This is a genomic window from Falsiroseomonas sp. HC035, assembly GCF_050563525.1.
GTDB lineage: Bacteria > Pseudomonadota > Alphaproteobacteria > Acetobacterales > Acetobacteraceae > Falsiroseomonas.
The window spans coordinates 650737-672457 of record NZ_JBNXUN010000002.1; the positions used below are offsets into that span (position 1 = coordinate 650737).

General features: G+C 71.2%; 18 protein-coding genes. 4 read left to right on the forward strand and 14 right to left on the reverse strand.

The features are described 5' to 3' along the window. Positions 1–2: 2 nt before the first annotated feature. Genes ACLF3G_RS07535 through ACLF3G_RS07555 form a run of 5 tightly spaced genes read right to left on the reverse strand, consistent with a single transcriptional unit; the run spans position 3 to position 6199 of the window. Entirely contained in the window at positions 3–1100 is a 1098-nt protein-coding gene (locus ACLF3G_RS07535; protein ID WP_430668729.1) for a glycosyltransferase family 4 protein, read from the reverse strand. Further along, positions 1097–3097 (reverse strand): NAD-dependent epimerase/dehydratase family protein, encoded by a 2001-nt coding sequence (locus ACLF3G_RS07540; RefSeq protein ID WP_430668730.1) that lies wholly within the window; start codon positions 3095–3097, stop codon positions 1097–1099. Before ACLF3G_RS07540 ends, ACLF3G_RS07535 begins: the two co-directional genes overlap by 4 nt. After that, the gene (locus tag ACLF3G_RS07545) at positions 3094–4197 is read right to left on the reverse strand and encodes an NAD-dependent epimerase/dehydratase family protein (protein WP_430668731.1); all 1104 of its coding nucleotides are present in this window, start codon (positions 4195–4197) and stop codon (positions 3094–3096) included. The genes ACLF3G_RS07540 and ACLF3G_RS07545 overlap by 4 nt, the downstream gene beginning before the upstream one ends. Continuing rightward, a complete protein-coding gene (locus ACLF3G_RS07550) occupies positions 4134–5225 on the reverse strand; it encodes a Gfo/Idh/MocA family protein (protein WP_430668732.1) in 1092 nt (363 codons plus the stop codon). The genes ACLF3G_RS07545 and ACLF3G_RS07550 overlap by 64 nt, the downstream gene beginning before the upstream one ends. Beyond that, positions 5222–6199: an MDR/zinc-dependent alcohol dehydrogenase-like family protein gene (locus ACLF3G_RS07555; protein ID WP_430668733.1), complete on the reverse strand. Its 978-nt coding sequence runs from the start codon at positions 6197–6199 to the stop codon at positions 5222–5224. Before ACLF3G_RS07555 ends, ACLF3G_RS07550 begins: the two co-directional genes overlap by 4 nt. Before the next feature lie 200 nt (positions 6200–6399). Here ACLF3G_RS07555 and ACLF3G_RS07560 point away from each other — a divergent pair, with 200 nt between their 5' ends. Both ACLF3G_RS07560 and ACLF3G_RS07565 read left to right on the forward strand, forming a co-directional pair. Beyond that, positions 6400–7287, forward strand: coding sequence for an endonuclease/exonuclease/phosphatase family protein (locus ACLF3G_RS07560; RefSeq protein ID WP_430668734.1), 888 nt, complete (start codon positions 6400–6402; stop codon positions 7285–7287). Between the two features lie 99 nt (positions 7288–7386). Beyond that, the gene (locus ACLF3G_RS07565; RefSeq protein ID WP_430668735.1) at positions 7387–8868 is read left to right on the forward strand and encodes a phospholipase D family protein; all 1482 of its coding nucleotides are present in this window, start codon (positions 7387–7389) and stop codon (positions 8866–8868) included. On the opposite strand, the gene ACLF3G_RS07570 is transcribed toward ACLF3G_RS07565, so the two are convergent. The 6 genes from ACLF3G_RS07570 to ACLF3G_RS07595 form a co-directional block, all read right to left on the reverse strand. Further along, positions 8863–9516, reverse strand: a complete 654-nt coding sequence (locus ACLF3G_RS07570) for a 4'-phosphopantetheinyl transferase family protein (RefSeq protein WP_430668736.1) — start codon at positions 9514–9516, stop codon at positions 8863–8865. The genes ACLF3G_RS07565 and ACLF3G_RS07570 overlap by 6 nt on opposite strands. 5 nt (positions 9517–9521) lie before the next feature. Continuing rightward, positions 9522–10040 (reverse strand): sarcosine oxidase subunit gamma, encoded by a 519-nt coding sequence (locus tag ACLF3G_RS07575; RefSeq protein WP_430668737.1) that lies wholly within the window; start codon positions 10038–10040, stop codon positions 9522–9524. Continuing rightward, entirely contained in the window at positions 10033–12972 is a 2940-nt protein-coding gene (locus ACLF3G_RS07580; RefSeq protein WP_430668738.1) for a sarcosine oxidase subunit alpha family protein, read from the reverse strand. Before ACLF3G_RS07580 ends, ACLF3G_RS07575 begins: the two co-directional genes overlap by 8 nt. After that, on the reverse strand, positions 12969–13220 hold the full coding sequence (locus ACLF3G_RS07585) for a sarcosine oxidase subunit delta (RefSeq protein WP_430668739.1): 252 nt from the start codon (positions 13218–13220) through the stop codon (positions 12969–12971). Before ACLF3G_RS07585 ends, ACLF3G_RS07580 begins: the two co-directional genes overlap by 4 nt. Continuing rightward, positions 13220–14470: a sarcosine oxidase subunit beta family protein gene (locus ACLF3G_RS07590; protein WP_430668740.1), complete on the reverse strand. Its 1251-nt coding sequence runs from the start codon at positions 14468–14470 to the stop codon at positions 13220–13222. Before ACLF3G_RS07590 ends, ACLF3G_RS07585 begins: the two co-directional genes overlap by 1 nt. A 67-nt stretch (positions 14471–14537) precedes the next feature. Next, positions 14538–17489, reverse strand: coding sequence for an L-glutamate gamma-semialdehyde dehydrogenase (locus ACLF3G_RS07595; protein WP_430668741.1), 2952 nt, complete (start codon positions 17487–17489; stop codon positions 14538–14540). An 83-nt stretch (positions 17490–17572) separates the two neighbouring features. Here ACLF3G_RS07595 and ACLF3G_RS07600 point away from each other — a divergent pair, with 83 nt between their 5' ends. Both ACLF3G_RS07600 and ACLF3G_RS07605 read left to right on the forward strand, forming a co-directional pair. After that, positions 17573–18037, forward strand: coding sequence for an Lrp/AsnC ligand binding domain-containing protein (locus ACLF3G_RS07600; protein WP_430668742.1), 465 nt, complete (start codon positions 17573–17575; stop codon positions 18035–18037). A gap of 37 nt (positions 18038–18074) precedes the next feature. After that, positions 18075–18674 carry an HdeD family acid-resistance protein gene (locus ACLF3G_RS07605; RefSeq protein ID WP_430668743.1) on the forward strand — a complete coding sequence of 200 codons (600 nt, stop codon included), beginning with the start codon at positions 18075–18077 and terminating at the stop codon, positions 18672–18674. Here ACLF3G_RS07605 and ACLF3G_RS07610 read toward each other — a convergent pair. The 3 genes from ACLF3G_RS07610 to ACLF3G_RS07620 are packed head-to-tail and all read right to left on the reverse strand — an operon-like array spanning position 18659 to position 21669. After that, positions 18659–20167 carry a tripartite tricarboxylate transporter permease gene (locus ACLF3G_RS07610; RefSeq protein WP_430668744.1) on the reverse strand — a complete coding sequence of 503 codons (1509 nt, stop codon included), beginning with the start codon at positions 20165–20167 and terminating at the stop codon, positions 18659–18661. The genes ACLF3G_RS07605 and ACLF3G_RS07610 overlap by 16 nt on opposite strands. Next, positions 20164–20658, reverse strand: a complete 495-nt coding sequence (locus ACLF3G_RS07615) for a tripartite tricarboxylate transporter TctB family protein (protein ID WP_430668745.1) — start codon at positions 20656–20658, stop codon at positions 20164–20166. The genes ACLF3G_RS07610 and ACLF3G_RS07615 overlap by 4 nt, the downstream gene beginning before the upstream one ends. Positions 20659–20664: 6 nt before the next feature. Continuing rightward, positions 20665–21669, reverse strand: a complete 1005-nt coding sequence (locus ACLF3G_RS07620; protein WP_430668746.1) for a Bug family tripartite tricarboxylate transporter substrate binding protein — start codon at positions 21667–21669, stop codon at positions 20665–20667. Positions 21670–21721: the final 52 nt, after the last annotated feature.

Here is a 21721-nt window from a genome sequence, read left to right on the forward strand (position 1 = left end):
GGTCACTCCGCAGCCTGGGAGGCGGAAGAAGAAGCCGCTGCGGCATAAGCGGGCAGCAGCGCCAGAAGTTGCCGCGCCGCCGTGAACTGGCCGGCCCGCGCGCGGCCCTGTGCTGCGAGCGCTTCCCGGCGCGCAGGATCCTGCGCGAGCCCGTTGACGGCGGCGGCGAATGCGCCGGGATCTCCGGGATCCACCAACAGCGCTGCATCGCTCCAGATCTCGCGATAGGTCGGGATGTCGGCCAGCACCAGCGCCGCGCCAGCCTGCGCCGCCTCCAGTGCCGCGAGCCCGAAGGGTTCATAGCGGGAGGGCGATGCGAAGATGGCGGCTTGGCGCATCAGCGTCTGCGTCGCACCGTGCGACAACGGACCGAGCGCCTCCGCGTGCCGAAAGACGAAGTGCTGGCCGTTCCCCGCCTGGCAGGCGCCGGCGGCCCGCACCGGCCATGCCATCGCAACCGCCGCCGCGTCGAGCAGCGCGGCATTCTTGCCCTCGTCCCACCACCGCGCCGCCGCGAACACGAAATTCCGCCGTACACTCGGCTGCATGTCGCTTTGCCCCGCATTCGGTACCACGCCAATCCCGCGCGTCAGCCCGTAGGTGGCGCGCAACGCCGCGGCTTGGCTCGCGCTCGGTGCCAGCACCACATCGGCGCGGGCAAATCCTGCTGCATTCAGATTTCTGTGCCAGGCCCATTCCGGCGGCAGCGCCGTACCGCGCACCGCCTGCCACCAGGTCGCGACGCAGGAATGGGACACCACGACCACCGGCAGGCCGGTACGCAGGCCGGCCGCCTGCGAAGGCAGGTTGAGATGCAGCAGGTCGCAGCCGTCGCGCCGCGCCAGCTCCTCCAGCAACGTGGGAACGCCGGCCAGGGCAGCCGCATCCGGCGCCATCCAGTCCAGCGGCGCATCCAGCACGCGCAACTGGGTCCGGAGCAGGCCGGCGAGCTCCGCAACCTGGTCCGCGCGTGGGGGCGGGCCGAGGCAGGCAAGCAGCACCTCGATGCCCGAATCATTCAGGCTGCGACACAGGTCGATGGCGTAGCGCCAGACGCCGCCGACGGCATCGACCGTCATCAGCACCCGGCGCGGCCTCACGCGATCAGCCGCGCTGGCTCGCGCCGGGGCGCATGGCGCGTGCCAAGCCAGGCGTGCAGGTCGGCAATGCCGCGGCGCCAGCCGATGCGTGCGGCCCAGCCGGTTATGGCGCCGAGCTTTGTGGTGTCGGCGACGAAATAGGCCTGATCACCCTGGCGCGTGCCGCTGAACGATACCTCCGGTTCATGCCCGACGAGGCGGGCGATCTCCCGCAGCACCATCCGCAGGCTGACACTGTTGGTGGGGCCGCCACCCAGGTTGAAGGCTTGGCCCTGCACACGGTCCATATCGGACAGCAGCGCGCGATAGGCCGCGACGGCATCATCCACATGCAGGATGTCGCGCACCTGCTTGCCATCGCCATAGATGGTGATGGGCTCGCCGCGCAGGGCCCGGATCAGGAAATGCGCGACCCAGCCCTGATCTTCCGTGCCGAACTGGCGTGGCCCGTAGATGCAGCTCATGCGCAGCACCGCCGTCGGCAGGCCGAAGGACTTTGCGTAATCCAGCACATACTGGTCGGCGACGCCCTTCGAGCAGCCATAGGGTGTGCAGAAATCCAGCGGCCGCGCCTCGCTGATGCCCTGCGCCGCCACGGCGTTGTCGGCAGGGACGTAGCGGTCGTCATGCTCGATCATCTCGAGGTCGGCGAGGTTGCCGTAGACCTTGTTGGTGGAGGCGAAGATAACGGGCGTGCGGCGGCCGGACCGTCTCACCGCCTCCAGCAGGTTCAGCGTGCCGCGGGCGTTGACCTCGAAATCCGCGACCGGCGCCTCGAGGCTCGTGGTCACCGCCACCTGTGCCGCGAGGTGGAAGACGGCGCCGACATCGGCCAGGATTTCCCGCATCACCGGCTCGTCGCGTACGTCGGCCGGGTGCCAGGAGACGCGCGCGCCGTGGCGATCCTTCAGCCAGGCGAGGTTCTGCTCCACACCCGGCCGGCTGAGATTGTCGAGCAATACGACGTCGCGGCCATCCCGCAGGAAGCTTTCGGCCAGATTGCTGCCGATGAAGCCGGCGCCGCCTGCAATCAGCACGGGATGCGCCGGATGCGTCAGGCGCGGCGTCGCGAGCTGCAAGGTATTGGCCACGGCCTCCACGCCGCCCTCCGTCAGCAGACGGGCCAGCAGTTTGGGATGCCCCGCCGTGTCGACCACGCCCATGTGGTAGTGGCGCTGGTCGAAGCGCAGGCCTTCCTGCACCGGCACCGTATCCGCGATGTCCTGCCAGCCGTACCAGTACAGGCGCTCCGCCGGCGCCGACAGCGCATCCAGGAAGCCGCGCGCCTGTTCCGCGCCATCGTGCCGCCAGGTGGCGTAGCCGGCCTCCGTAATCCAGATCTCGGCATGCGGGTTGAAGCGCGCGGCAGTCTCCCGTGCTCGGGCAATCAGGGACGGCCAGCCATCCCAGTTGCTGCGTTCACTGTCCCAGGTGCCGGGGAAGCCGTGGATGCCGAGTGCGTCGATATGCGCAAGCACGCCGCGCTGGCCCATCAGTTCCAGCCAGTGCGGATCGAAGGGGCAGGGGCCGCCGAGCACCGTGCCGAAGCCGCGCTGCTTCGCCCAGTAGGCGGCGGCGCCGATCATCTCGCTGAACAGCAGCCAGTCGCGATCCTGGTGCCAATCCCAGTCGAGCAGGTTGTTGGGCTCGTTCCACAACTCGACGCTGCGGAAATGACGGCCGTAGCGGGTCAGGCTGTGGTCGACGAAATCGGCGTAGTCCTGCAGCCGGCGAGGTGCGCCGGACGCGGTGCCGGTCCGCGACAGCGACGGCGGCGTGTAATGGATGCAGGGCAGAAGGTCAAAACGCGCGCCAAGCTTCGGCAGCAGCCAGTCATACCAGGCCTCGCCACCTTCCTTGTGATACTCCGCCCAGGACAGATGCGTGCGCAGGTAGCGCGCGCCGGTGGCGGCGATCGCGTCCACGGCCTGTTCGGTACGTTCGTACTCACCGGGCCGGAACCACTCGGCGAAGCCGAAGGCGGGTGGCATGGTCATGCGACGAGGCCCCGTGCCTCGAGATGGCGCCGCATCTCCGCGTTGCGATCCACCACCTTCTGCTGCGCCACCCACTCCGCCAGTTCGCCGAGCGAATCCTCCAGCGCGTGCCGCGGCGCGAAGCCCAGAAGGTCCCGGGCGCGGGAGATGTCGGCAAAGCAGTTCCGGATGTCGCCGATGCGCGCCTTGTGCATGATCTCGGGCTCCAACTCGCGCCCCATGGCGCGCGCGACCATCCGAGCCACCTCGCTGATGGTGTAGGCGTGGCCGCTGCCGATGTTGATGGTGGTGTCGCGCAGCCCCGGCACTTCCAGCGCAAGGCGAAAGGCGCGTGCCACGTCGCGCACATGCACGAAGTCGCGGCGCTGCTCGCCATCCTCGAAGATCGTGGGCGCCTCACCGCTGGCGACGCGGGAGGAGAAGTTGGCCAGCACGCCGGTATAGGGGTTGGACAGCGCCTGACCCGGCCCGAACACGTTGAACAGCCGCAGCGCCACAGCGTCACGCCGGTAGGCGCGGCCGAAGATCAACACTGCCTGTTCCTGGAAGAACTTTGTCAGGGCGTAGATGGAGGCGAGGTCCACCGGCTTCGTCTCATCGGTTGCCACCGGCGACAGTGCCTCGCCCTGTGGCGTCGACAGGTTCCACCGTCCCTCGGCAATCTGGTGCGGGCTGCGGCGCGCATCGTCCACCGCGCGGCCATCTGGCGTGCGGTACCGGCCCTCGCCATAGACACTCATCGAGGAGGCCACGACGATGCGCTGCACCGGCCGGTCGATCATCGCCTCCAGCAGGACGGCGGTGCCGGTGTCGTTGGTGCTGACGTAGCGCTCGATCTCGTACATGCTCTGCCCAACGCCGACCTCGGCCGCGAGGTGCACCACGCCGTCGACACCCTCCAGCGCCGCGCGCACCGCCGCGGCGTCGCGCACGTCGCCGCGTTGCAGGTCCACGCCATGCAGGGCAACCGGCTGGTCCGGGCCGTGTACCTGGTCGATCAGCGAGTCGAGCACGCGCACTTGGTGCCCGTGCTCGATCAGCTCGCGGCAGACCTCGCGGCCGATGAAGCCGGCGCCGCCGGTGACGAGGGTGCTGGGCAAGATTGTGGCTCCTGTCCTGTGCTGGCGTGGATGCGGTCCTGACCGCTGGCGTAGATGCGGTCGAGCACCGCGGCGACGTCGACGAAATGCAACGCGGAGGCGTCGAACCGGTTCGACTGCGCAAGCCGCGTCGCCCATTCGACCGCGGTGCGACCACCCCACTCATCGGGGGGCGTGGCCAAGGTCTCGGAGGATGTGCCGCGGAACAGGGCCGCCTCGAAGTCGTAGAAGGACCCGCCGATGTTGCGGAAGGCCGCGCCACCCCCGGTGCCGTAGAATTCGGCGGAGATCGCCGCATCGCGACCGGCATGCAGCCACCAGGAACAGGCCAGCCGCAGCACCGCGCCCGATTCCAACGTGATCGTGGCCAGCGCGAAATCCTCGACCTGCGCCGCGTCGCGCGCCAGCGGCACACCCTTGGCGAAGGCCTGTCCGGACACATCGGCGACGGCCGGGAAATCCAGCGCCCACAGCGCGAGGTCGACCAGATGCACGCCAAGGTCCATCAGGCAGCCTCCGCCGGACTGCGCGCGATCCTTGAACCAGGGCTTGTCCGGTCCGTAGGCATTGTGGAACACCAGGTCCACCGCATGCACCTGGCCCAGCGCGCCTTCGCGCAGCTTCGCGCGGATGCGTCGCATGGCGTCCGTCGCGCGGTAGGACAGGTCCACGCCGAGCAGGCGGTCCGCGGCGCGCGCCGCCTCCACCACGCCGCGCACCTCGGCGGCGCTGCGGCCAAGCGGCTTCTGGCAGAACACCGCGACGCCCTGCCGCAGCGCGGCGATGGATTGCGGCGCGTGCAGAGCGGAGGGCGTCGCGATGACCACGCCATCGAGGCCGAGCGCCAGCAAACCGTCCAGCCCTTCGACGCAGGCCGCATCGGGCGCGACGGCGCGGGCGGCGTCCGCCATCTCCGGCGCCGGATCGGCAATGCCGACGATCTCGGCCACGCCTGCATCGGCGATGGCCTGCATGCGGTGCCGGCCGATCCAGCCGACGCCGAGGAAGCCGAGGCGCGGCGGCCTCATGGAATCACCAGCGCCTTCAGGAACCCCTCCGGCCTGTCGCGCGTCGCGTCCAGCGCCGCGCCGAGCTGCGCCAATGGAAAGCGGTGGGTGTAGAGTGGCGAGGGGTCGAGCCGGCCGGAGGCGACAGCGTCCACAGCCTCCCGCATCCCGCGCAGGTATTCCGCCGGGTCGCGCTCATGCGCGTTCACCACGTCCAGCCCGCGCCAGTTCCAGAGCTGCATGTTCACCTGGCGTGGGCCGTCCTGGTGGTAGCCGGCGATCACCAGGCGGCCGCGCACCCGGGTCAGCTCGCCGGCCAGATCCAGTGGCCATTGCTTGCCCACGGCCTCGATCACGCGCTCGCAGAATTCGCCGCCGGTCAGCGCGCGCACCTGGTCGATGATGGCGTGGTGATCCTCCATCGCGATGGTCTCGGCGGCGCCCATGCGGTGGGCAACCTCCAGCGAGAAGGCGCGGCGGGAGATGGCGATGACGCGGGCGCCGGCATCCGTTGCCAGCCGCGTCAGCAGGGCGCCGAGGAAGCCGATGCCGATGATGGCGACGGTCTGGCCGGGCTTGATCTCCGCGCGGCGCAAGATGTTCATTGCACAGCCCAGCGGCTCGCCCGGGAAGGGCTGGCCCGCCAGGCTTTCGGGCAGGCGCACCGCCTGGTCGGCGGGGCCGGTGTCGTAATCCGCGTAGCTGCGCCCGAACAGCGTCGCCACGCGGTCGCCGGGTGCCAGGCTCGTCACCCCCGGCCCCAGCGCATCGACCACGCCCCAGCCCTCGTGTCCCAGCCCGCCCGGTTCAGTCGGGAAGCGCATCCACTCCGGCCCGGCCCATGGCGTGAGGTTGGAGGCGCAGACGCCGCAGCCTTCCAGCCGCACGCGGATCTCGCCCGGCCCCGGCTCCGGCCGCGGCACCGGCGCCACGTGCAGTGCGCCTGGCCCGGTCAGGATCGCGGCATGCATGGTCAGGGCGGGGGCGATGTGCAACGTCGTGATCCTGATGAGGCACCGCAGGGCGCTGTGTGTCCGGAACCGTGACAACGGAAGGCGCCCGGCAAAGTTTCAACGGGGCTGCGCCGGCACGGAGCACCTTGGAAGCAACCCCCGCCGCGCCTATTTTCGGGCTAGTTGAACCACCCCACGGGTCGCCGGAGCGTCCCGACATCAGGAATCCGGCTCCCCGACGCATGACCGAAGCCAGCCCGCCTGCCGATCCGCCGCCCCGTCTGAAGGACCGCCTGCTGAAGGACCGCCTGCGCCGCACCGGTGCAGTCGTGCAGGGGTTGCTGGTGGACCTGCGCCGGCCAATCGCGCCCGCCCCGGCCGGGCCGCTGCGCGCTGAGGCCGGGACGCTGCGTGTTGCCTCCTACAACATCCACAAATGCGTCGGCACGGACCGTCGCTTCGACCCTGCCCGGACCGCCGCCGTCATTGCCGAACTCGGCGCCGATGTGGTTGCGGTGCAGGAGGCCGACCGCCGCTTCGGCCGCCGCACCGGCCTGCTGGATGCCGCGGCGCTGGAACGCGAGACGGGGCTGGCGCCGCTGCCGGTCTCCGACCTGCCGGATGGCCATGGCTGGCACGGCAATGCCCTGCTGGTGCGTCCCGGCACCCCGGCCCGCATCCGCCGGCTCGCCCTGCCGGGGGCGGAGCCGCGTGGCGCCCTGGTGGCGGAGCTGGACCTTCCTACCGGGCGCCTGCGCGTGGTGGCGGCGCATCTTGGCCTGCTGCGCCGCAGCCGCCGGCAGCAGGCCGTCGCCATCCTGCGCGCGCTTGCGGAGGATGAAGGGGAGGTGCCGACCCTGCTGCTCGGCGACCTGAATGAATGGCGGCCCGGCACGCGATCCTCGTTGCGCGCCTTCGAGCCGTATTTCGGCCCGGTGAACCACGGCCCGCCCAGCTTCCCCGCCCGCCTGCCGGTGCTGGCACTGGACCGCATCCTGGGCTGGCCGCGCGGCCTGGTGGGGAACGTCGTGGCGCATGACAGCCTGCTGGCGCGCGTCGCCTCGGACCACCTGCCGCTGACCGCCTGCGTGCGGCTCGGCCTTCCGGCCGGGGTGGAAGCGGCGGCCTGACCGGAACGGTCACAGCCGCGCGGCCTGCCCGAACCCACCCCTGCCTCGGCCGTTGTGCGGCGAGCGCCGGATCGCCATGTCCGGGGAGTGAGGAGCGGCATGTCCCAGACCCTGTGCCCGGACGACATGACGGAGCTGGAGCAGGGCGTCCGATCCACGCTCGCGCGCCTGGGCGCGGAGGCCGGTGCGGCGCTGGTGCCGGAGGGGCTGGACGCCTACGCCGTGCGCGTCGCCACCGCCCGCGCCGCCGGCCGCACGCTGGACCTGCAATACTACATGTGGCGCGGCGACGTGACCGGGCGCCTTCTGGCCTGCGAGGTGCTGGACGCCGCCGACCGCGGCGTACAGGTGCGGCTGCTGCTGGACGATGCCTATGCGCTGGGGCGGGAACGCGTGCTGTCGGCGCTGGATGCCCACCCGGCCATCGAGGTGCGGCTGTTCAACGGAACCCGCTGGCGCATGTTCGGCCGCTGGGGCTTCCTGCTGGAGATGGCCTTCGGCGGCTGGCACCTGAACCGGCGCATGCACAACAAGTCCTGGATCGCCGATGGCCGGGTTGCCATCGTCGGCGGCCGCAACCTGGGCGACGAGTATTTCGGCGCGGAGGGCGGGGAGTTCCTGTTCCGCGACCTCGACATCGTGCTGGCCGGTGCCGCGGCCTCCGGTGCCACGCGGGTGTTCGAGCAGTACTGGCGCAGCAAGCTGGCACGCCCCGCCGCAGTGGTCAGCCCGAGCACGGAAGCCGGCGGCGGCCTGCCGCAACTGCGGAAGGACCTGGCGGCCGCTTCGGGCCAGCCCGAGGCGCGACGCTACCTGGAGCATCTGGGGCAGGTGCAGCAGGCGGCGCGGCAGATGGCGCGCGGCATGGTCGGGCTGGCGCGTGGCGCGGTGCAGGTGGTGGCGGACCCGCCTGAGAAGGCGCGCCGTGGCCTCGCTGCCCGGCGCCGCGCCCGCGCCGCCGGTGGCATCGCGCCCGAAATCGCGGATGCGCTGCGACGCGCGAAGCGGCAGGCGCTGCTGATCTCGCCCTATTTCGTCCCGGGCCGTGCGGGGCTCGCGCTGCTGCTGGATCTGGCGAAGCGCGGCGTGAAGGTTTCGGTGGTGACCAATTCGCTGGCGGCGACCGATGTGGTCGCGGTGCATGGCGGCTACACGCATTACCGCCACGCCCTGCTGCGCGCCGGGATCGAGCTGTTCGAGCTGCGCCCGAGTGGCGAGGATGAGAAGGCGAGTGCCTTCGGCTCCCGCGGCGCCAGCCTGCACACCAAGGCCTTCGTGGTCGATGACGGGCCGGTCTTCGTCGGCTCCTTCAACCTGGACCCGCGATCCGCCGCGCTGAATACGGAGATGGGCGCCTTCGTGCGGCATCCCGTGCTGGCCGAGGAGCTGCGGGCCGAACATGCCCGCCTGGCCGATCCTTCGCGCAGCTGGCGCCTGGGGCTGGAGGAGGGCCGGCTGACCTGGACGGCGGCCGGCGCCGAGGGCAGGATGCAAATTCTGCGGCGGGAGCCGGAGGCCTCGCTGCGCCGCCGCGTGCTGGCCGGGCTGCTGCGGCTGCTGCCGATCGAGTCCCAGCTATAGGCGGCGCAGCGCCACGGCCAGGATGTGGCGCGGGGTCGGCCGCCATTGCAGGAAGCGCCAGGCCGCGGCATCGCCAGCCTCCAGCGTCAGGCGCGGCGGGTCCAGTGTGAAGGCGAAGCGGTGCAGGCCCAGGCTGATGCCATCGCCGGTCGCCTTCACGAAGGCCTCCTTCAGGGTCCAGATCCGCAGGAAGGTCTCGTGCCGCGCGGCCGGCGGTGCGGCGGCGAGCAGCGCCACCTCGGCGGTGGCGAAGTGGCGCTCGGCCAGGCCGGGTGAGGCCTCGCGGCGACCCAGGTCCTCGACATCCAGGCCGACATCGTCCTGGTTCGCCACCGCGCAGGCGACGAGGCCGCGCGTGTGCGAAATGTTAAAGCGCAGGTTCGGCAAGCCGAGCGCCGGGTCGATTTCGGGCTTCCCGGCGCGACCGGCGACGAAGCGCCAGGCGGCGGGGGGCAGCGGCGCCACATCGGACAGCATGGCGCGGGCCAGGGCGTGGGCGGCGATGTAGGCGTGGCGGTCCCGCGCGAAGTGGAAGCGCGCCGCCTTCGCCCGTTCCGCCGCATCCAGCGTGGCGTGCCAGGTGGCGAGGGTCGCGGCATCCGCCGCCTCAGGCGCCACCCAGCGCAGCCGCACCGCGCCCCTCTGCAACCTCCCTACCTCGCCGAGCCCTCTCCCCCCGGGGGGGGGAGAGGGTTGGGTGAGGGGGGCATGGCCGATACCACCAGCCCGCGCCCCCGCCCCGCCGCGACCAACGCCTGCTGCAGCGACTGTCCGTAGGAGCGGTAGCAGGCCAACCGAAACCCTGCCTCCACCCGCCACACCAGCAACGGCACATGCGCCCCCAGCGTCGCGGCGGCGGCGCCCGGCGGGAAGGCGCGCGGATGCAGGTCGATCGGCAGCAGCGTCGCCAGCAGCTCCGCCGCGCGCGGGCCCGTCAGTTCCAGGATGCAGCGCGCGCCATGCAGGGGTGTGCGATGCGCCTCCGGCACCGCTGGCGCGGCGCCGGGCGCGTGCAGCACGAGCCATTGGCGCGGGGCGGTCCAGAGGATCGTGGAGCCGTCCTGCGCCACCCAGCCGGGACGCTGCGGCAGGCCCGGCAGCAGGTCCGGCGGGCCGTGCAGGGCGGTGAGGTCGAGGCCGTGGACCTCGCGCAGGGTCAGGGCGTCAGCCACGGGTGCGAAGCCCGTCCGGGTCGATGAAGACGGGGTGCGCCACCTCCGCCTCCCCGTCGCCGCCGCGCAGCGGGTCGTGCACGCGGATGCGGGTGCCGATGCGCTCCCGGCCGCCGGACAGCAAGGCAAGGCCGATCATGTGGCCGAGATGCGGCGACCAGCAGGCGGCGGTGACATGGCCAAGGTCGTTCTCCGTCGTCGGTGCGGCGCCGGGTGCCAGCAGGTGCGACCCGGCGCGCAGGACCTGCGCCGGATCCAGGGCCCGCAGCCCGACCAGCACCGGCCGCGCCGGGTCCAGCAGTGCCGGCCGTTGCGCCATGACGCGGCCGCAAAAGTCCTTGCGCTTCGAGAGCATGCGGCCGAGGCCAAGATCGGCGGCGGTGGTCTGGCCGTTCAGCTCGCCGCCGGCCGCGTGGCCCTTCTCGATCCGCAGCACGCCCAGGGCTTCCGTGCCATAGGGCGCGATGCCGTGCGGCGCGCCCGCCTGCATCAGCAGGTCGGCCAACGACTCCGCATGGTCCGGCGGCACGCCGATCTCGTAGGCGAGTTCGCCGGAGAACGACAGGCGGTACAGCCGCGCGGGGATGCCGCCACGCAGCGTAGCCTCGGTGCAGGCCATGTGCGGCAGCGCGGCGTTCGACAGATCGGCATCGGTGGTCGCCGCCAGCACATCCCGCGCGCGGGGGCCGGCGAGGGCGACCTGGGCCCAGGCATCGGTGGTGGACAGCATCGCCACGTCCAGCTCGGGCCGCAGCACCTGATGGCAATACTCCAGGTGCTGCATGACGCGCGCGGCATTGGCGGTGGTGGTGGTCAGGAAGAAGCGGTGCTCGGACAAGCGCGCGCAGGTGCCGTCATCCATCACGAAACCGTCCTCGCGCAGCATGACGCCGTAGCGGATCCGGCCAGGCTTCAGGGTGGAGATGTCGTTGGCGTAGACCAGGTCGAGCAGCGCGGCGGCGGCGGGGCCGACCACCTCGATCTTGCCGAGTGTCGAGACGTCGCAGAAGCCGACATTGGCGCGGACGTTGAGCACCTCCCGGTCCACGCTGTCGCGCCAGCCCTTTTCGCCCGGCCGGGAAAACCATTCGGCGCGCAGCCAGGCGCCGGATTCCACGAAGCTGGCGCCATGGCGCGCGGACCAGCCATGCAGCGGCGTGCGGCGCGTGGGCCGGAACTCGCGGCCGGTCATGTGGCCGGCCATCGCGCCCATCGTCACCGGCGTGTAGGGCGGGCGGAACATGGTGGTGCCGGTCTCGGGAATGGTCCGGCCGGTGGCTTCGGCGAGGATGGCGAGGCCCACGACATTTGCCGTGCGGCCCTGGTCCGTCGCCATGCCGAGGGTGGTGTAGCGCTTGGCGTGCTCGACGCTGCGAAAGCCCTCGCGCGCGGCGAGCGCGATGTCGTCGGCGGTGACGTCGTGCTGGAAATCGACGAAGGCCTTCCCGGCGCCGCGCACATGGAAGATCGGGGCCAGGGCGCTCGGTTCGTCATCGGCGCGCGGCAGGGCCAGGGGCTGTCCGTCATGGCCGGCGTCGCGTGCCGCCTGCAAGCCGGCGGCGGCGCCATCGGCGAGGCAGGCGGCGAGGGTCATGCGGCCAGCGGCGGCGCCGGCGACGCTGAAGCCGGGAGGCGCCTGCCCCGGCACGAAGGCGTGCAGCGCGGCGTCCCAGCGCGGCCGGCCGCCATGGTGGCTGGACAGGTGCAGCGTCGGGTTCCAGCCGCCGGCGACGGCGAGCAGGTCGGCGGCGATGCGTTCTCCGGTACCAAGCTGCACGGTAGACAGGCCGAGCCGGCCCTTGGTGCCGGTGACGCGACCGCCCAGCACCTTGCGTGCGCGCTGTGCGGTGGCGGCGACGGCGGGCGCGACCTCGGCGCGCGTATCCACCACGGTGACCTCCGCGCCCGAGGCCAGAAGGTCCACTGCCGTGCGCCAGCCATCGTCGCCGGCGGTGAACACCACGGCGCGTTGGCCCGGCAGCGTGGCATAGCGGTTGAGGTAGCCACGCGTGGCGGCGGCCGACATCACGCCAGGACGGTCGTTCCCCGAAAAGGCGATGGGCCGTTCCACTGCGCCCGCGGCGAGGACCGTACGCCTGGCGACAATGGTCCAGGCGCGCTGGCGTGGCTGGCCTGGCGCAGGCTCCGCCAGATGGTCCGCCACGCGTTCCACCGCCGCATGCACGCCATCGTCGAAAACGCCGAAGACGGTGGTGCGCGGCAGCAGCGTGACATCGGGCAGGCTGGCGAGCTCCGCCACCACGCGGTCTGCCCACAAGGCGGCCGGCGCGCCGTCGATCTCCTGCCGGTCCTGCAGCAGCCGGCCGCCGATGCGCGAATCCTCATCCGCCAGCACGACGCGCGCGCCGGTGCGCGCCGCCGCCAGCGCCGCCGCAAGCCCGGTGGGGCCGGCGCCGACCACCAGTACGTCGCAGTGGATGTGCATGCGTTCGTAGCTGTCGGGGTCCGACGCTTCCGGCGCACGGCCAAGGCCAGCGGCACGGCGGATCAGCGGCTCGTACAGCTTTTCCCAAAAAGCGGCCGGCCACATGAAGGTCTTGTAGTAGAAGCCGGCGGAGAGCACCGGGCCGAACAGCCCGTTTACCGCCATCACGTCGAAGCCAAGACTCGGCCAGCGGTTCTGGCTGGTGGCGGCGAGGCCCTCGAACAACTCGGCGGTGGTGGCGCGGGTGTTGGGTTCGCGCCGGGCGCCGCCGCGCAGTTCCACCAGCGCGTTGGGTTCCTCCGAGCCGATGCCGAAGATGCCGCGCGGACGGTGATACTTGAAGGACCGCCCGACCAGCCGCACGCCGTTGGCTAGCAGCGCCGAGGCCAGCGTATCGCCGGGATGGCCGGTGTAGCGCCGCCCGTCGAAGCTGAAGGACAGCGACTGCGTGCGGTCGATCAGCCCGCTCTGCGCCAGCCGCGTCATGGCCGGCAGGCCTGGGCGGACTCAACCGCATGCGTGCGGGTGTCGCGCATCACGCGCAGCCATTGCCGGCAGCCCTGGACGTGCTGCCACAGTTCCTCATGCAGCCCGGCTGGGTTGTCGCGAAGATGCAGGTAGTCGTGCCAGTCCTCGAACGGCGCGTCGGCCGCGGGGCGCGGCGGCGGCGCGCTGCCCACAGTCGAAAATTCCGCGCTGTCACGCGGGCCGCAGAAGGGGCAGGGGATGCGCATCAGTGCAGGTTCGCCTGGGCGCCCGCGCCCTTCTCGTCCAGCACCGCACCGCTCGCGAAGCGGTCCAGCCGGAATGCCGCGTTCAGGGGATGCGGCTGCCCGGTGGCGATGGTGTGCGCGAAGCACCAGCCGCTGGCGGGCGTCGCCTTGAAGCCGCCGTAGCACCAGCCGCAATTCAGATACAGGCCCTCGATCGGCGTGCGGTCGATGATCGGCGAGCCGTCCATCGACATGTCCATGATGCCGCCCCATTGGCGGAGGTAGCGCAGCCGGCTGATGGCCGGGAAAAGCTGCACGCCACATTCCAGCACGTCCTGCACCACCGGCAGATTGCCGCGCTGGGCGTAGGAGTTGTAGCCATCGATGTCGCCGCCGAACACCAGCCCGCCCTTGTCGGATTGGCTGACATAGAAATGGCCCGCACCAAAGGTGACGACGGTGTGGATCATCGGCTTCACGGCTTCCGACACGAAGGCTTGCAAGACATGGCTCTCGATTGGCAGCCGCAGCCCGGCCATTGTCGCGACGCGGGACGTGTTGCCGGCGACTGCGAGCCCGACACGCTTCGCGCCGATGAAGCCGCGCGTGGTCTCGACGCCGCGCACGCGTCCGGCCTCGACGCGGATGCCCGTCACCTCCGTATTCTGCAGCAGGTCCACGCCGCGCTTGTCTGCGGCCCGCGCGTAGCCCCAGGCGACGGCATCGTGACGCACCGTTCCGCCGCGCCGTTGCAGCAGGCCGCCCTTCACCGGGAAGCGGGCGCTGTCCATGTTCACGCCCGGCAGCATCGCGCGCACCTGTGCCGCGTCCAGCAATTCGGCATCCACGCCGGCCATCCGCATGGCGTTGCCGCGCCGCGCATAGGCGTCCCGCTGGCTGTCGGAATGGCACAGGTTCAGCACGCCGCGCTGGCTGACCATGGCGTTGTAGTTGATGTCCTGCTCCAGCCCTTCCCACAGCTTCATCGAATGCTCGTAGAAGGGCGTATTGCCCGGCAGCAGGTAGTTCGACCGGATGATGGTGGTGTTGCGCCCAACATTGCCGGAGCCGAGGTAGCCCTTCTCCACCACCGCCACGTCCGTGATGCCCTGTTCCTTCGCCAGGTAGTGCGCCGTGGCGAGCCCGTGCCCGCCGCCGCCGACGATGATGGTGTCGTATTCCGCGCGCGGCTCCGGATGCCGCCAGACCGGCGTCCAGGACTGGTTGCCGGTGAAAGCGTGGCGCAACAGGGCGAGGGCGGAATAGCGCATGGCGGAAGCCTGACAGGACGCCCCCAGGCTACATGCCTGCCAGCGACAAACAAATGTCCATCCGCGACTACTCCCCCTCCGCCAGAAGCGCCGCGTCGCCCCCCGCCGCGGCGGTGTTCACGCTGACCACCCGCTCCGTCATGAAGCGTGGCAGGTAGTGCGGCCCGCCCGCCTTCGGCCCGGTGCCGGACAGCCCCTGCCCGCCGAAGGGCTGGCTGCCGACGACGGCGCCGACCATGTTGCGGTTCACATAGACATTCCCCGCCGGCACCGCCCGCGCCACCTGCGCGGCGAAGCCGGCGCGGCGGCTCTGCACGCCAAGAGTCAGCCCGTACCCGGTGCCGGCGAGGGAGCGCAGCAGCCCATCCAGCTCCCTTCCACGCCAGCGCACCACATGCAGCACCGGGCCGAAGACTTCCTGGGTCAGGTCCTCCGGCCGCCGCAACTCGACGATGCGTGGTGCCAGGAAATTGCCCGGCTCCGCGGCCGGGTGCCGAAACACTTCCCGCGCCCCTGGCGGCAGCTTGTCCAACCAGGCGATGATGCGCGCCTTGGCCTCGGCATCGATCAACGGGCCGAGATGCACGGCCGGGTCGCGCGGATCGCCCAGGCGCAGTTCCGACGCCGCGCCCGCGATCATCGCCAGCATCCGGTCCGCGGCGTCCTCCTGCACGCACAGCAGCCGCAGCGCCGAACAGCGCTGGCCGGCGGACCGGAAGGCGCTGGTCAGCACGTCGTCCGTCACCTGTTCCGGCAGCGCCGTCGCATCCACCACCATGGCGTTCAGCCCGCCGGTCTCCGCGATCAGCGGGACGATGGGCCCGTCCTTCGCCGCCAGTGCTTGGTTGATGGCGCGCGCCGTGCCGGTGCTGCCGGTGAAGGCGATGCCGGCGATGGCCGGATGCGCCACCAGCGCCGCACCTTCCTGCGGTCCGCCCGGAACCAGGACAAGCACGCCCTCCGGCAGCCCCGCATCGAAAAGAGCCTGCGCCGCCAGCGCGCCGATGCGTGGCGTCTGCGGCGCCGGCTTCGCCACCACGGCATTGCCCGCCACCAGCGCCGCCGCCACCTGGCCGAGGAAAATCGCCAGAGGGAAATTCCACGGCGAGATGCACAGCACCGCGCCGCGGCCCGACAGCGTCAGCAGGTTGCTCTCGCCCACCGGGCCGGGCAGCGTCGTGGGGGCGGCGATGCGCTCGGCTTCCCCGGCATAGTAGCGGCAGAAATCGATGGCTTCCCGCAATTCGGACAGGGCGTCGTCCAGCGTGCGAAAACCCTCGTCCTGGATCGCTGCGATGAAGACGCCGCGGCGCTGTTCCAGCAAATCCGCGGCGCGGCGCAGGATGGCGGCGCGGGCGGCGACGGGGGTGGCGTTCCAGGCCGGGAAGGCAGCCTGCGCGCGCGCCACCGCAGCCTCCGGCGCCACCGGTGCGGCGGCCGGCAGCGGCGGGGCCGCATCGCGTTCCGCCAGCAGCCCGGCCAGGGCGCGACGTTCGCCGAATTCCACGCCGCGGCTGTTCGGCCGCGTGGCGAACAGCGCGCCGGGCCGCTTCACCCGCGGATGCCGTGGCGGCCCCTCCGCCAGCGGCACGGAGGGATGGCGCAGCAGCCGTTCCAGCGGCATCTCCTCATCGGCCACCGCCGCGACGAAGCCGCCATTGGCGCCGTTCTCCAGCAGGCGCCGCACCAGGTAGGCCAGCAGGTCCTCATGCACGCCGACCGGCGCGTAGATCCGCAGCGCCACATCCGGCCGTGCCTTCGCGAGTTGCGCATACAGCGCCCCGCCCATGCCATGCAGCCGCTGGAACTCGAATCTTTGCACGCCGACGCCCCGCGCCTCGGCCAGCGCGAGCGCCTCCGCCACGCTGCCGGCATTGTGGGTCGCCAATTGCGGAAAGATGCGGCCCTGCTTCGCCACATCGAGCAGCGCCGCCGCCTGGGTCAGCCAGGCGAGGTCGGTCGCGGCCTTGCGGGTCCAGACCGGGAAATCCTCCAGCCCGCGTTCCTGCGCCCGCTTCACCTCCGCATCCCAGTAGGCGCCCTTCACCAGCCGCACCATCAGCCGCCGCCGCGTTGCCGCCGCGCGGTCCGCCAGCCAGGCCACCACCGCGCCGGCGCGCTTCTGGTAGGCCTGCACGGCCAGGCCCAGCCCCTCCCACCCCGCAAGGGACGGTTCGGTCAGCAGCCGGTCGAACACCTCCAGCGACAATTCCAGCCGGTCGGCTTCCTCCGCATCCAGGGTCAGGTTCAGGTCATGCGCCCGCGCCGCCTGCGCCAGCCCGATCAGATCCGGCAGCATTTCCCGAAATACCCGATCGCGGGACACGGCCTCGTAGCGTGGATGGATGGCCGAGAGCTTCACGGACAGTCCCGGCCGGCCCGGCAGCGACCCGTGCGCGGCGCGGCCGATGGCCTCACAGGCCGCGTGGTACGCGCCGAGGTACTTCCGGGCGTCGGCCGCCGTGCGCGCGCCCTCGCCCAGCATGTCGTAGGAATACCGGGTGCCCTTCGCGGATCGCCCTAACGCATCCTCGATGGTCTCGCCGAGCACGAACTGTCCGCCCATCAGCCGCACGGCGCGCCGCGCCGCGTTGCGCACCGCCGGCACGCCGAGTCGCCGGACCATCGGCCCGAGCACCCCGCCAGGCGTCTCCCCCGGCCCGACCAGCCGCGAACCGACCGCCAGCGCCCAGCCGGAGGCAGCCGAGGCCCAGCCTTCCGCGTGCTTGTCCCACGCCCCTTCGGACAACTTCTCCGCGATCAGCGCATCGGCGGTGGCGTCGTCCGGCACCCGCAGCAGCGCCTCCGCCAGCGCCATCAGCGCCAGGCCCTCCCGCGTGGACAGCGGCCAGCCGCGCAGGATCTCCTCCACCGCCAGCGGCCCGCCGCCGTCCCGCGCCGCACGGGCGAGATCCAGCGCCAGGGGCATCGCCTCCGGCCGGGGTGGCGGGGCGGCGGCGAGCAGCGCGGCGCGCGCGGCTTCCTCCAGCGGGGCATAGGGCGCTTCGAAGATCGTCATGGCCCACAGCATGCCGGGCGATGCGCCGTGGATGGAGCGGCATTTTCACCGCTATACCCGCCGGATCAACGGCGGAACGCCCGATGGAACACGAAATCGACCGCATTGACCGCCGGCTTCTGGCGCTGCTGCAACGGGACGGCCGCGCTACGGTGGCGGAACTCGCCACCCGCATCGGCCTGTCCCCCAGCGCCGCGTCCGAACGGCTGCGCCGGCTGCAATCCGGCGGCCTGATCACCGGCTGGGGCGCGCGGCTGGATGCGGCCAAGGTCGGGCTCGGCCTGCTGGTCTTCGTCGAGATCAGCCTGGACCACACCACGCCGGACGCCTTCGATCGTTTTGCCACAGCGGTGCGGCGGGTGCCGGAGGTGCTGGAATGCCACATGGTGGCCGGCGGCTTCGACTACCTGATCAAGGCCCGGCTGCGCGACATGGCCGCCTACCGGCGCTTCCTGGGCGACGTGCTGCTCAGCCTGCCGGGCGTGAAGAGCAGCCACACCTACGCCGTGATCGAGGAAGTGATCGCAGAGGCGCCGCTACCCCTGTGACACTGTGCGTTGTCGCGGTTTGGCCGGGGAATGGGCAATGTCGGAGACGCAGGCTTTCGGGCGGTTCCCGGTGGTGCGGATGCTGGCGCGGAACTGGTGGCTGTTCCTGCTGCGCGGGGTGGCGGGCATCCTGTTCGGCATCGTGGCGCTGCTGGTGCCGGGCGTCGGCCTCGCCTTCATCCTGGGCTTCCTCGCGGCCTTCCTGGCCATCGATGGCGCCTCCTCCATCGCCCAGGCCTGGCGCGGTGGCGCGGACCCACAGAAATCGAAGACCTGGCTGTGGATCGACGGCTTCGCCTCCCTGGTCGCGGCGGCGGCCCTGCTGCTGCTGCCGGTGGTCTCCGCCGTGGTGCTGGTGCTGATGGTCGCCGCCTGGTCGATCGTCGCCGGGATCACCCGGCTGGTGCTGGCCTTCCGGTCCGGCAGCGTGATGCTCGGCCTGATCGGCGCGCTGGCGATCCTGGTCGGCGCCTGGATGGTGGTGGCGCCGGGCCCCGGGCTGCTGGCGCTGATCTGGCTGGTGGCGTTCCAGGCGATCTTCGCTGGCGCGCTGTTCATCGGCCTCGGCTGGCGGCTCCGGCGGATCGCGAACGACCCGAACGGACCGGACGCCGAGGCGGATCAGGTCCGCGGCTGATCCTTCCGGCGTCGCAGCCATCCAGCCAGCGGCGTCTGGCTCAGCAGCAGGAAGGACATGCCGCCGATCAGCACCAGCGACAGCGGGCTGGTGAACATCTCCTCCAGGAAGAAGCCGAGGTCGTCGCCCACCGAGATGACGGCGCGGCGCCAGGACACATCCATCATCGGCCCGAGGATCATGCCCAGCACCACCGGCCCCACCTGGAAGCCATACATCTTGAGCAGGTAGCCGAAGATGCCGAAGCCGAGCATGAAGTACACGTCCACAACGCTGTTCTGGATGGCGTAGGTCCCGACCACGGACAGCACCAGGATCAGCGGGATCAGCACCGATGGCGGGCATTCCACCATCTTGGTGAAGGCGCGGATGCCGGTCAGCCCGAAGACCAGCAGGAAGATGTTGGCCAGCGTCAGGTTGCCGACGGTGAACCAGAACAGATGCGGCGTCTCGATCATCAGCATCGGGCCGGGCTTCAGGCCGTGGATGAACAGCGCGCCGATGATCACCGCCGTCACGGCATCCCCGGGAATGCCCAGCGTCAGCATCGGGATGTAGGCGCCGCCCACCGCCGCGTTGTTGGCGGTTTCCGGCGCGACCAGGCCTTCGTAGGCACCCTCCCCGAATGGCGCGGAGGGGTTCTTCACCGTGCGCTTCGCCTGGTCGTAGGCCATCAGCGCCGCGATGTCGCCGCCGGTGCCGGGAAGCGCGCCGATGACGACGCCGATGACAGAACTGCGCAGCGACAGCGGCAGGTATTTCCGCACCAGCTTCCATGGCGGCACGATGCGCGCCACCTTCTGCTTCACTGGGATGGCGTGCCGGTGGTGCAGCTGCACCAGTGCCTCCGCCACGCCGAACAGGCCGATCATCGCCGCGACATAGGGGATGCCGCCCATCAGCTGCACGGTGCCGAAGGTGAAGCGGCCTTCCGCCGTCATCGGGTCCAGCCCGACCATGCCGAGTGCCACGCCGAGCGCCCCGGCATACAGCCCCTTGGCGAGCGATTCGCCGGACATGCTGCCGACCAGCAGCAGCCCCATGACCGCCAGCAGCAGGTAGTCCCGCGGCGCGAACAGCAGCGCGAAGTCGGAGATCACGGGGGCTGCCACCGCCAGTGCCAGGATGCCGACGAAGCCTCCGACCACGGACATCACCGTGGACAGCCCGATGGCGATCCCCGCCTCGCCACGTTTGGCCAGCGGGTAGCCGTCCAGCGCGGTCGCGATGGCTGCCGGCGCGCCGGGGATGTTCAGCAGGATGGCGGTGCGGGATCCGCCGTAGACGCCGCCGGTGAAGACGCCCGCGATCAGCGCCAGCGCGTCGTTCACCTCCCAGCTGAAGGTGAAGGAGATCAGGATGGCCGCGGCCATGGTCACGGACAGGCCGGGGATGGCGCCGACATAGATGCCGGCCAAGGTGCCCGCCGCGGTCAGCAGCAGCAGCGACGGGTCCAGCCAGGACAGCAGGAAGTAGCCCAGCGCTTCATTCATTGCAGAAGGCCGGGCGGCAGGACGCCGCGCAGCAGCCAGCCCTGCGGCAGCACCACGGTAAAGATCATGCGGAACACCACATGCACCACGACGACGGACACCAGCGCCAGCAGCAGCGCGAAGCCGAACCCGCCACCGCGTAGAAACCAGATGATCGCGGTGAGGAAGCCGAGCGTCGCGAGATGAAAGCCCAGCGGCTCCAGCACCAGCATGTAGGCCGCGATCAGCGCGACGGAGACCGCGATGTCACGCGGTGCGATGCGCGTGGCGAAGCCGGACTCGGGCGCCGTCAGCGCACGGTTGCGCAGCATGATGGCGAGTGCGGAGGCCGCCATCACGGCGCCTGCCGCCAGCGGCATCACCCCCGGCGTGCTCACCGCCTCCAGCCCCTGCAGCCGCACGCCCTCGGCGACAATGCTGAGTCCAAGCAGCAGAAGGACGAAGCCGAACAGGGTCTCGCCCGGCTCGCGCCGCCGGCGTGCCTCCGCCATGAAGCGCTACGACGGCCGCGGGATGTTGAGCTCCGCCGGGCTGGTCCGCGCGGCACCGGCCTCCTGCAGGATCCAGGCGGTGACGGACTGCCAGCGGGCGAGGAAGGCATCGGCCTCGGCGCCGGAGATGTTCATGATCACGTTGCCGTTGTTCGCCATCAACTGCTGGAACTGCGGGTTCGCCGCACCGGTGCGGAAGGCCTGCACCAGCTTGTTCCGCGCCGCTTCCGGCGCGTCCCGCTTCACCCAGACGCCGTAGAACGACCCCCATGGCATAAGCCGCCCCAACTCGGGGAAATCCGCCGTGGCGGGGGCGACACCGGGCAGGCTGGCGAGCGGTGCGTCGTTGAACACAGCCAGCGCCTTCAGCCGCCCGGCGCGGACATGTTCGGCCACCGCGCCGGAGCCCGCCGCCATCCAGTCCGCATGGCCGCCCTGGATCGCCGTCAGGCCCGGACCCTCGCCATCGAAGGGCACGGAGATGTGGCGGAACGGGCCGGTGGAGGCGATCATGGTGCTGACCACATGCGCCTGCCCGCCCGGGCCGGTGCCGGCCATGCGGATGCGGCCCGGATTGGCGCGCACATCCGCCACCAGGTCCTTCAGCGAATTCCAGGGCTTGTCCTTGTTCGCCACGATCACCGGCACGCTGCGCGCCAGTAGGCACACCGGGTAGAAATCCGTGTAGTCGAGGCGGGAGATGTTCAGCACCCGGTACAGCAGCGGGTTTTCCGCGCCGAACAGCAGCGTGTACGCATCGGAGGGCTGGCCATGCACATAGGTCAGGCCGATCGCGCCGGTGCCGCCGGTGCGGTTCTGCAGGACGATCTTCTGGCCGAGCGCTGCTTCCACATGCGGCGTCACCGCGCGCACCGTCAGGTCCGTGGCGCCACCCGCACCCCACTGGATCACGCCGAGCAGGTCGCGCGCCGGAAATTCCTGCGCCAGGGCGCTGTTCGTGCCGAGCAGCGGCAGTCCGGCCATTCCGGCCAGCAGGGTCCTGCGATCCATTCCCGTATCCTCCCCTTGTGACATGTCTTCGTTTCCCATCCGCAGGCTGCCA

Excerpts from the sequence above, each read along its gene's own strand:
- ACLF3G_RS07540 (WP_430668730.1), bottom strand. The coding sequence starts at position 3,097 with ATGACCATGCCACCCGCCTTCGGCTTCGCCGAGTGGTTCCGGCCCGGT.
- ACLF3G_RS07550 (WP_430668732.1), bottom strand. The coding sequence starts at position 5,225 with ATGAGGCCGCCGCGCCTCGGCTTCCTCGGCGTCGGCTGGATCGGCCGG.
- ACLF3G_RS07560 (WP_430668734.1), top strand. The coding sequence starts at position 6,400 with ATGACCGAAGCCAGCCCGCCTGCCGATCCGCCGCCCCGTCTGAAGGAC.
- ACLF3G_RS07565 (WP_430668735.1), top strand. The coding sequence starts at position 7,387 with ATGTCCCAGACCCTGTGCCCGGACGACATGACGGAGCTGGAGCAGGGC.
- ACLF3G_RS07580 (WP_430668738.1), bottom strand. The coding sequence starts at position 12,972 with ATGACGCGGCTGGCGCAGAGCGGGCTGATCGACCGCACGCAGTCGCTG.
- ACLF3G_RS07585 (WP_430668739.1), bottom strand. The coding sequence starts at position 13,220 with ATGCGCATCCCCTGCCCCTTCTGCGGCCCGCGTGACAGCGCGGAATTT.
- ACLF3G_RS07590 (WP_430668740.1), bottom strand. The coding sequence starts at position 14,470 with ATGCGCTATTCCGCCCTCGCCCTGTTGCGCCACGCTTTCACCGGCAAC.
- ACLF3G_RS07595 (WP_430668741.1), bottom strand. The coding sequence starts at position 17,489 with ATGACGATCTTCGAAGCGCCCTATGCCCCGCTGGAGGAAGCCGCGCGC.
- ACLF3G_RS07600 (WP_430668742.1), top strand. The coding sequence starts at position 17,573 with ATGGAACACGAAATCGACCGCATTGACCGCCGGCTTCTGGCGCTGCTG.
- ACLF3G_RS07605 (WP_430668743.1), top strand. The coding sequence starts at position 18,075 with ATGTCGGAGACGCAGGCTTTCGGGCGGTTCCCGGTGGTGCGGATGCTG.
- ACLF3G_RS07610 (WP_430668744.1), bottom strand. The coding sequence starts at position 20,167 with ATGAATGAAGCGCTGGGCTACTTCCTGCTGTCCTGGCTGGACCCGTCG.
- ACLF3G_RS07615 (WP_430668745.1), bottom strand. The coding sequence starts at position 20,658 with ATGGCGGAGGCACGCCGGCGGCGCGAGCCGGGCGAGACCCTGTTCGGC.
- ACLF3G_RS07620 (WP_430668746.1), bottom strand. The coding sequence starts at position 21,669 with ATGGATCGCAGGACCCTGCTGGCCGGAATGGCCGGACTGCCGCTGCTC.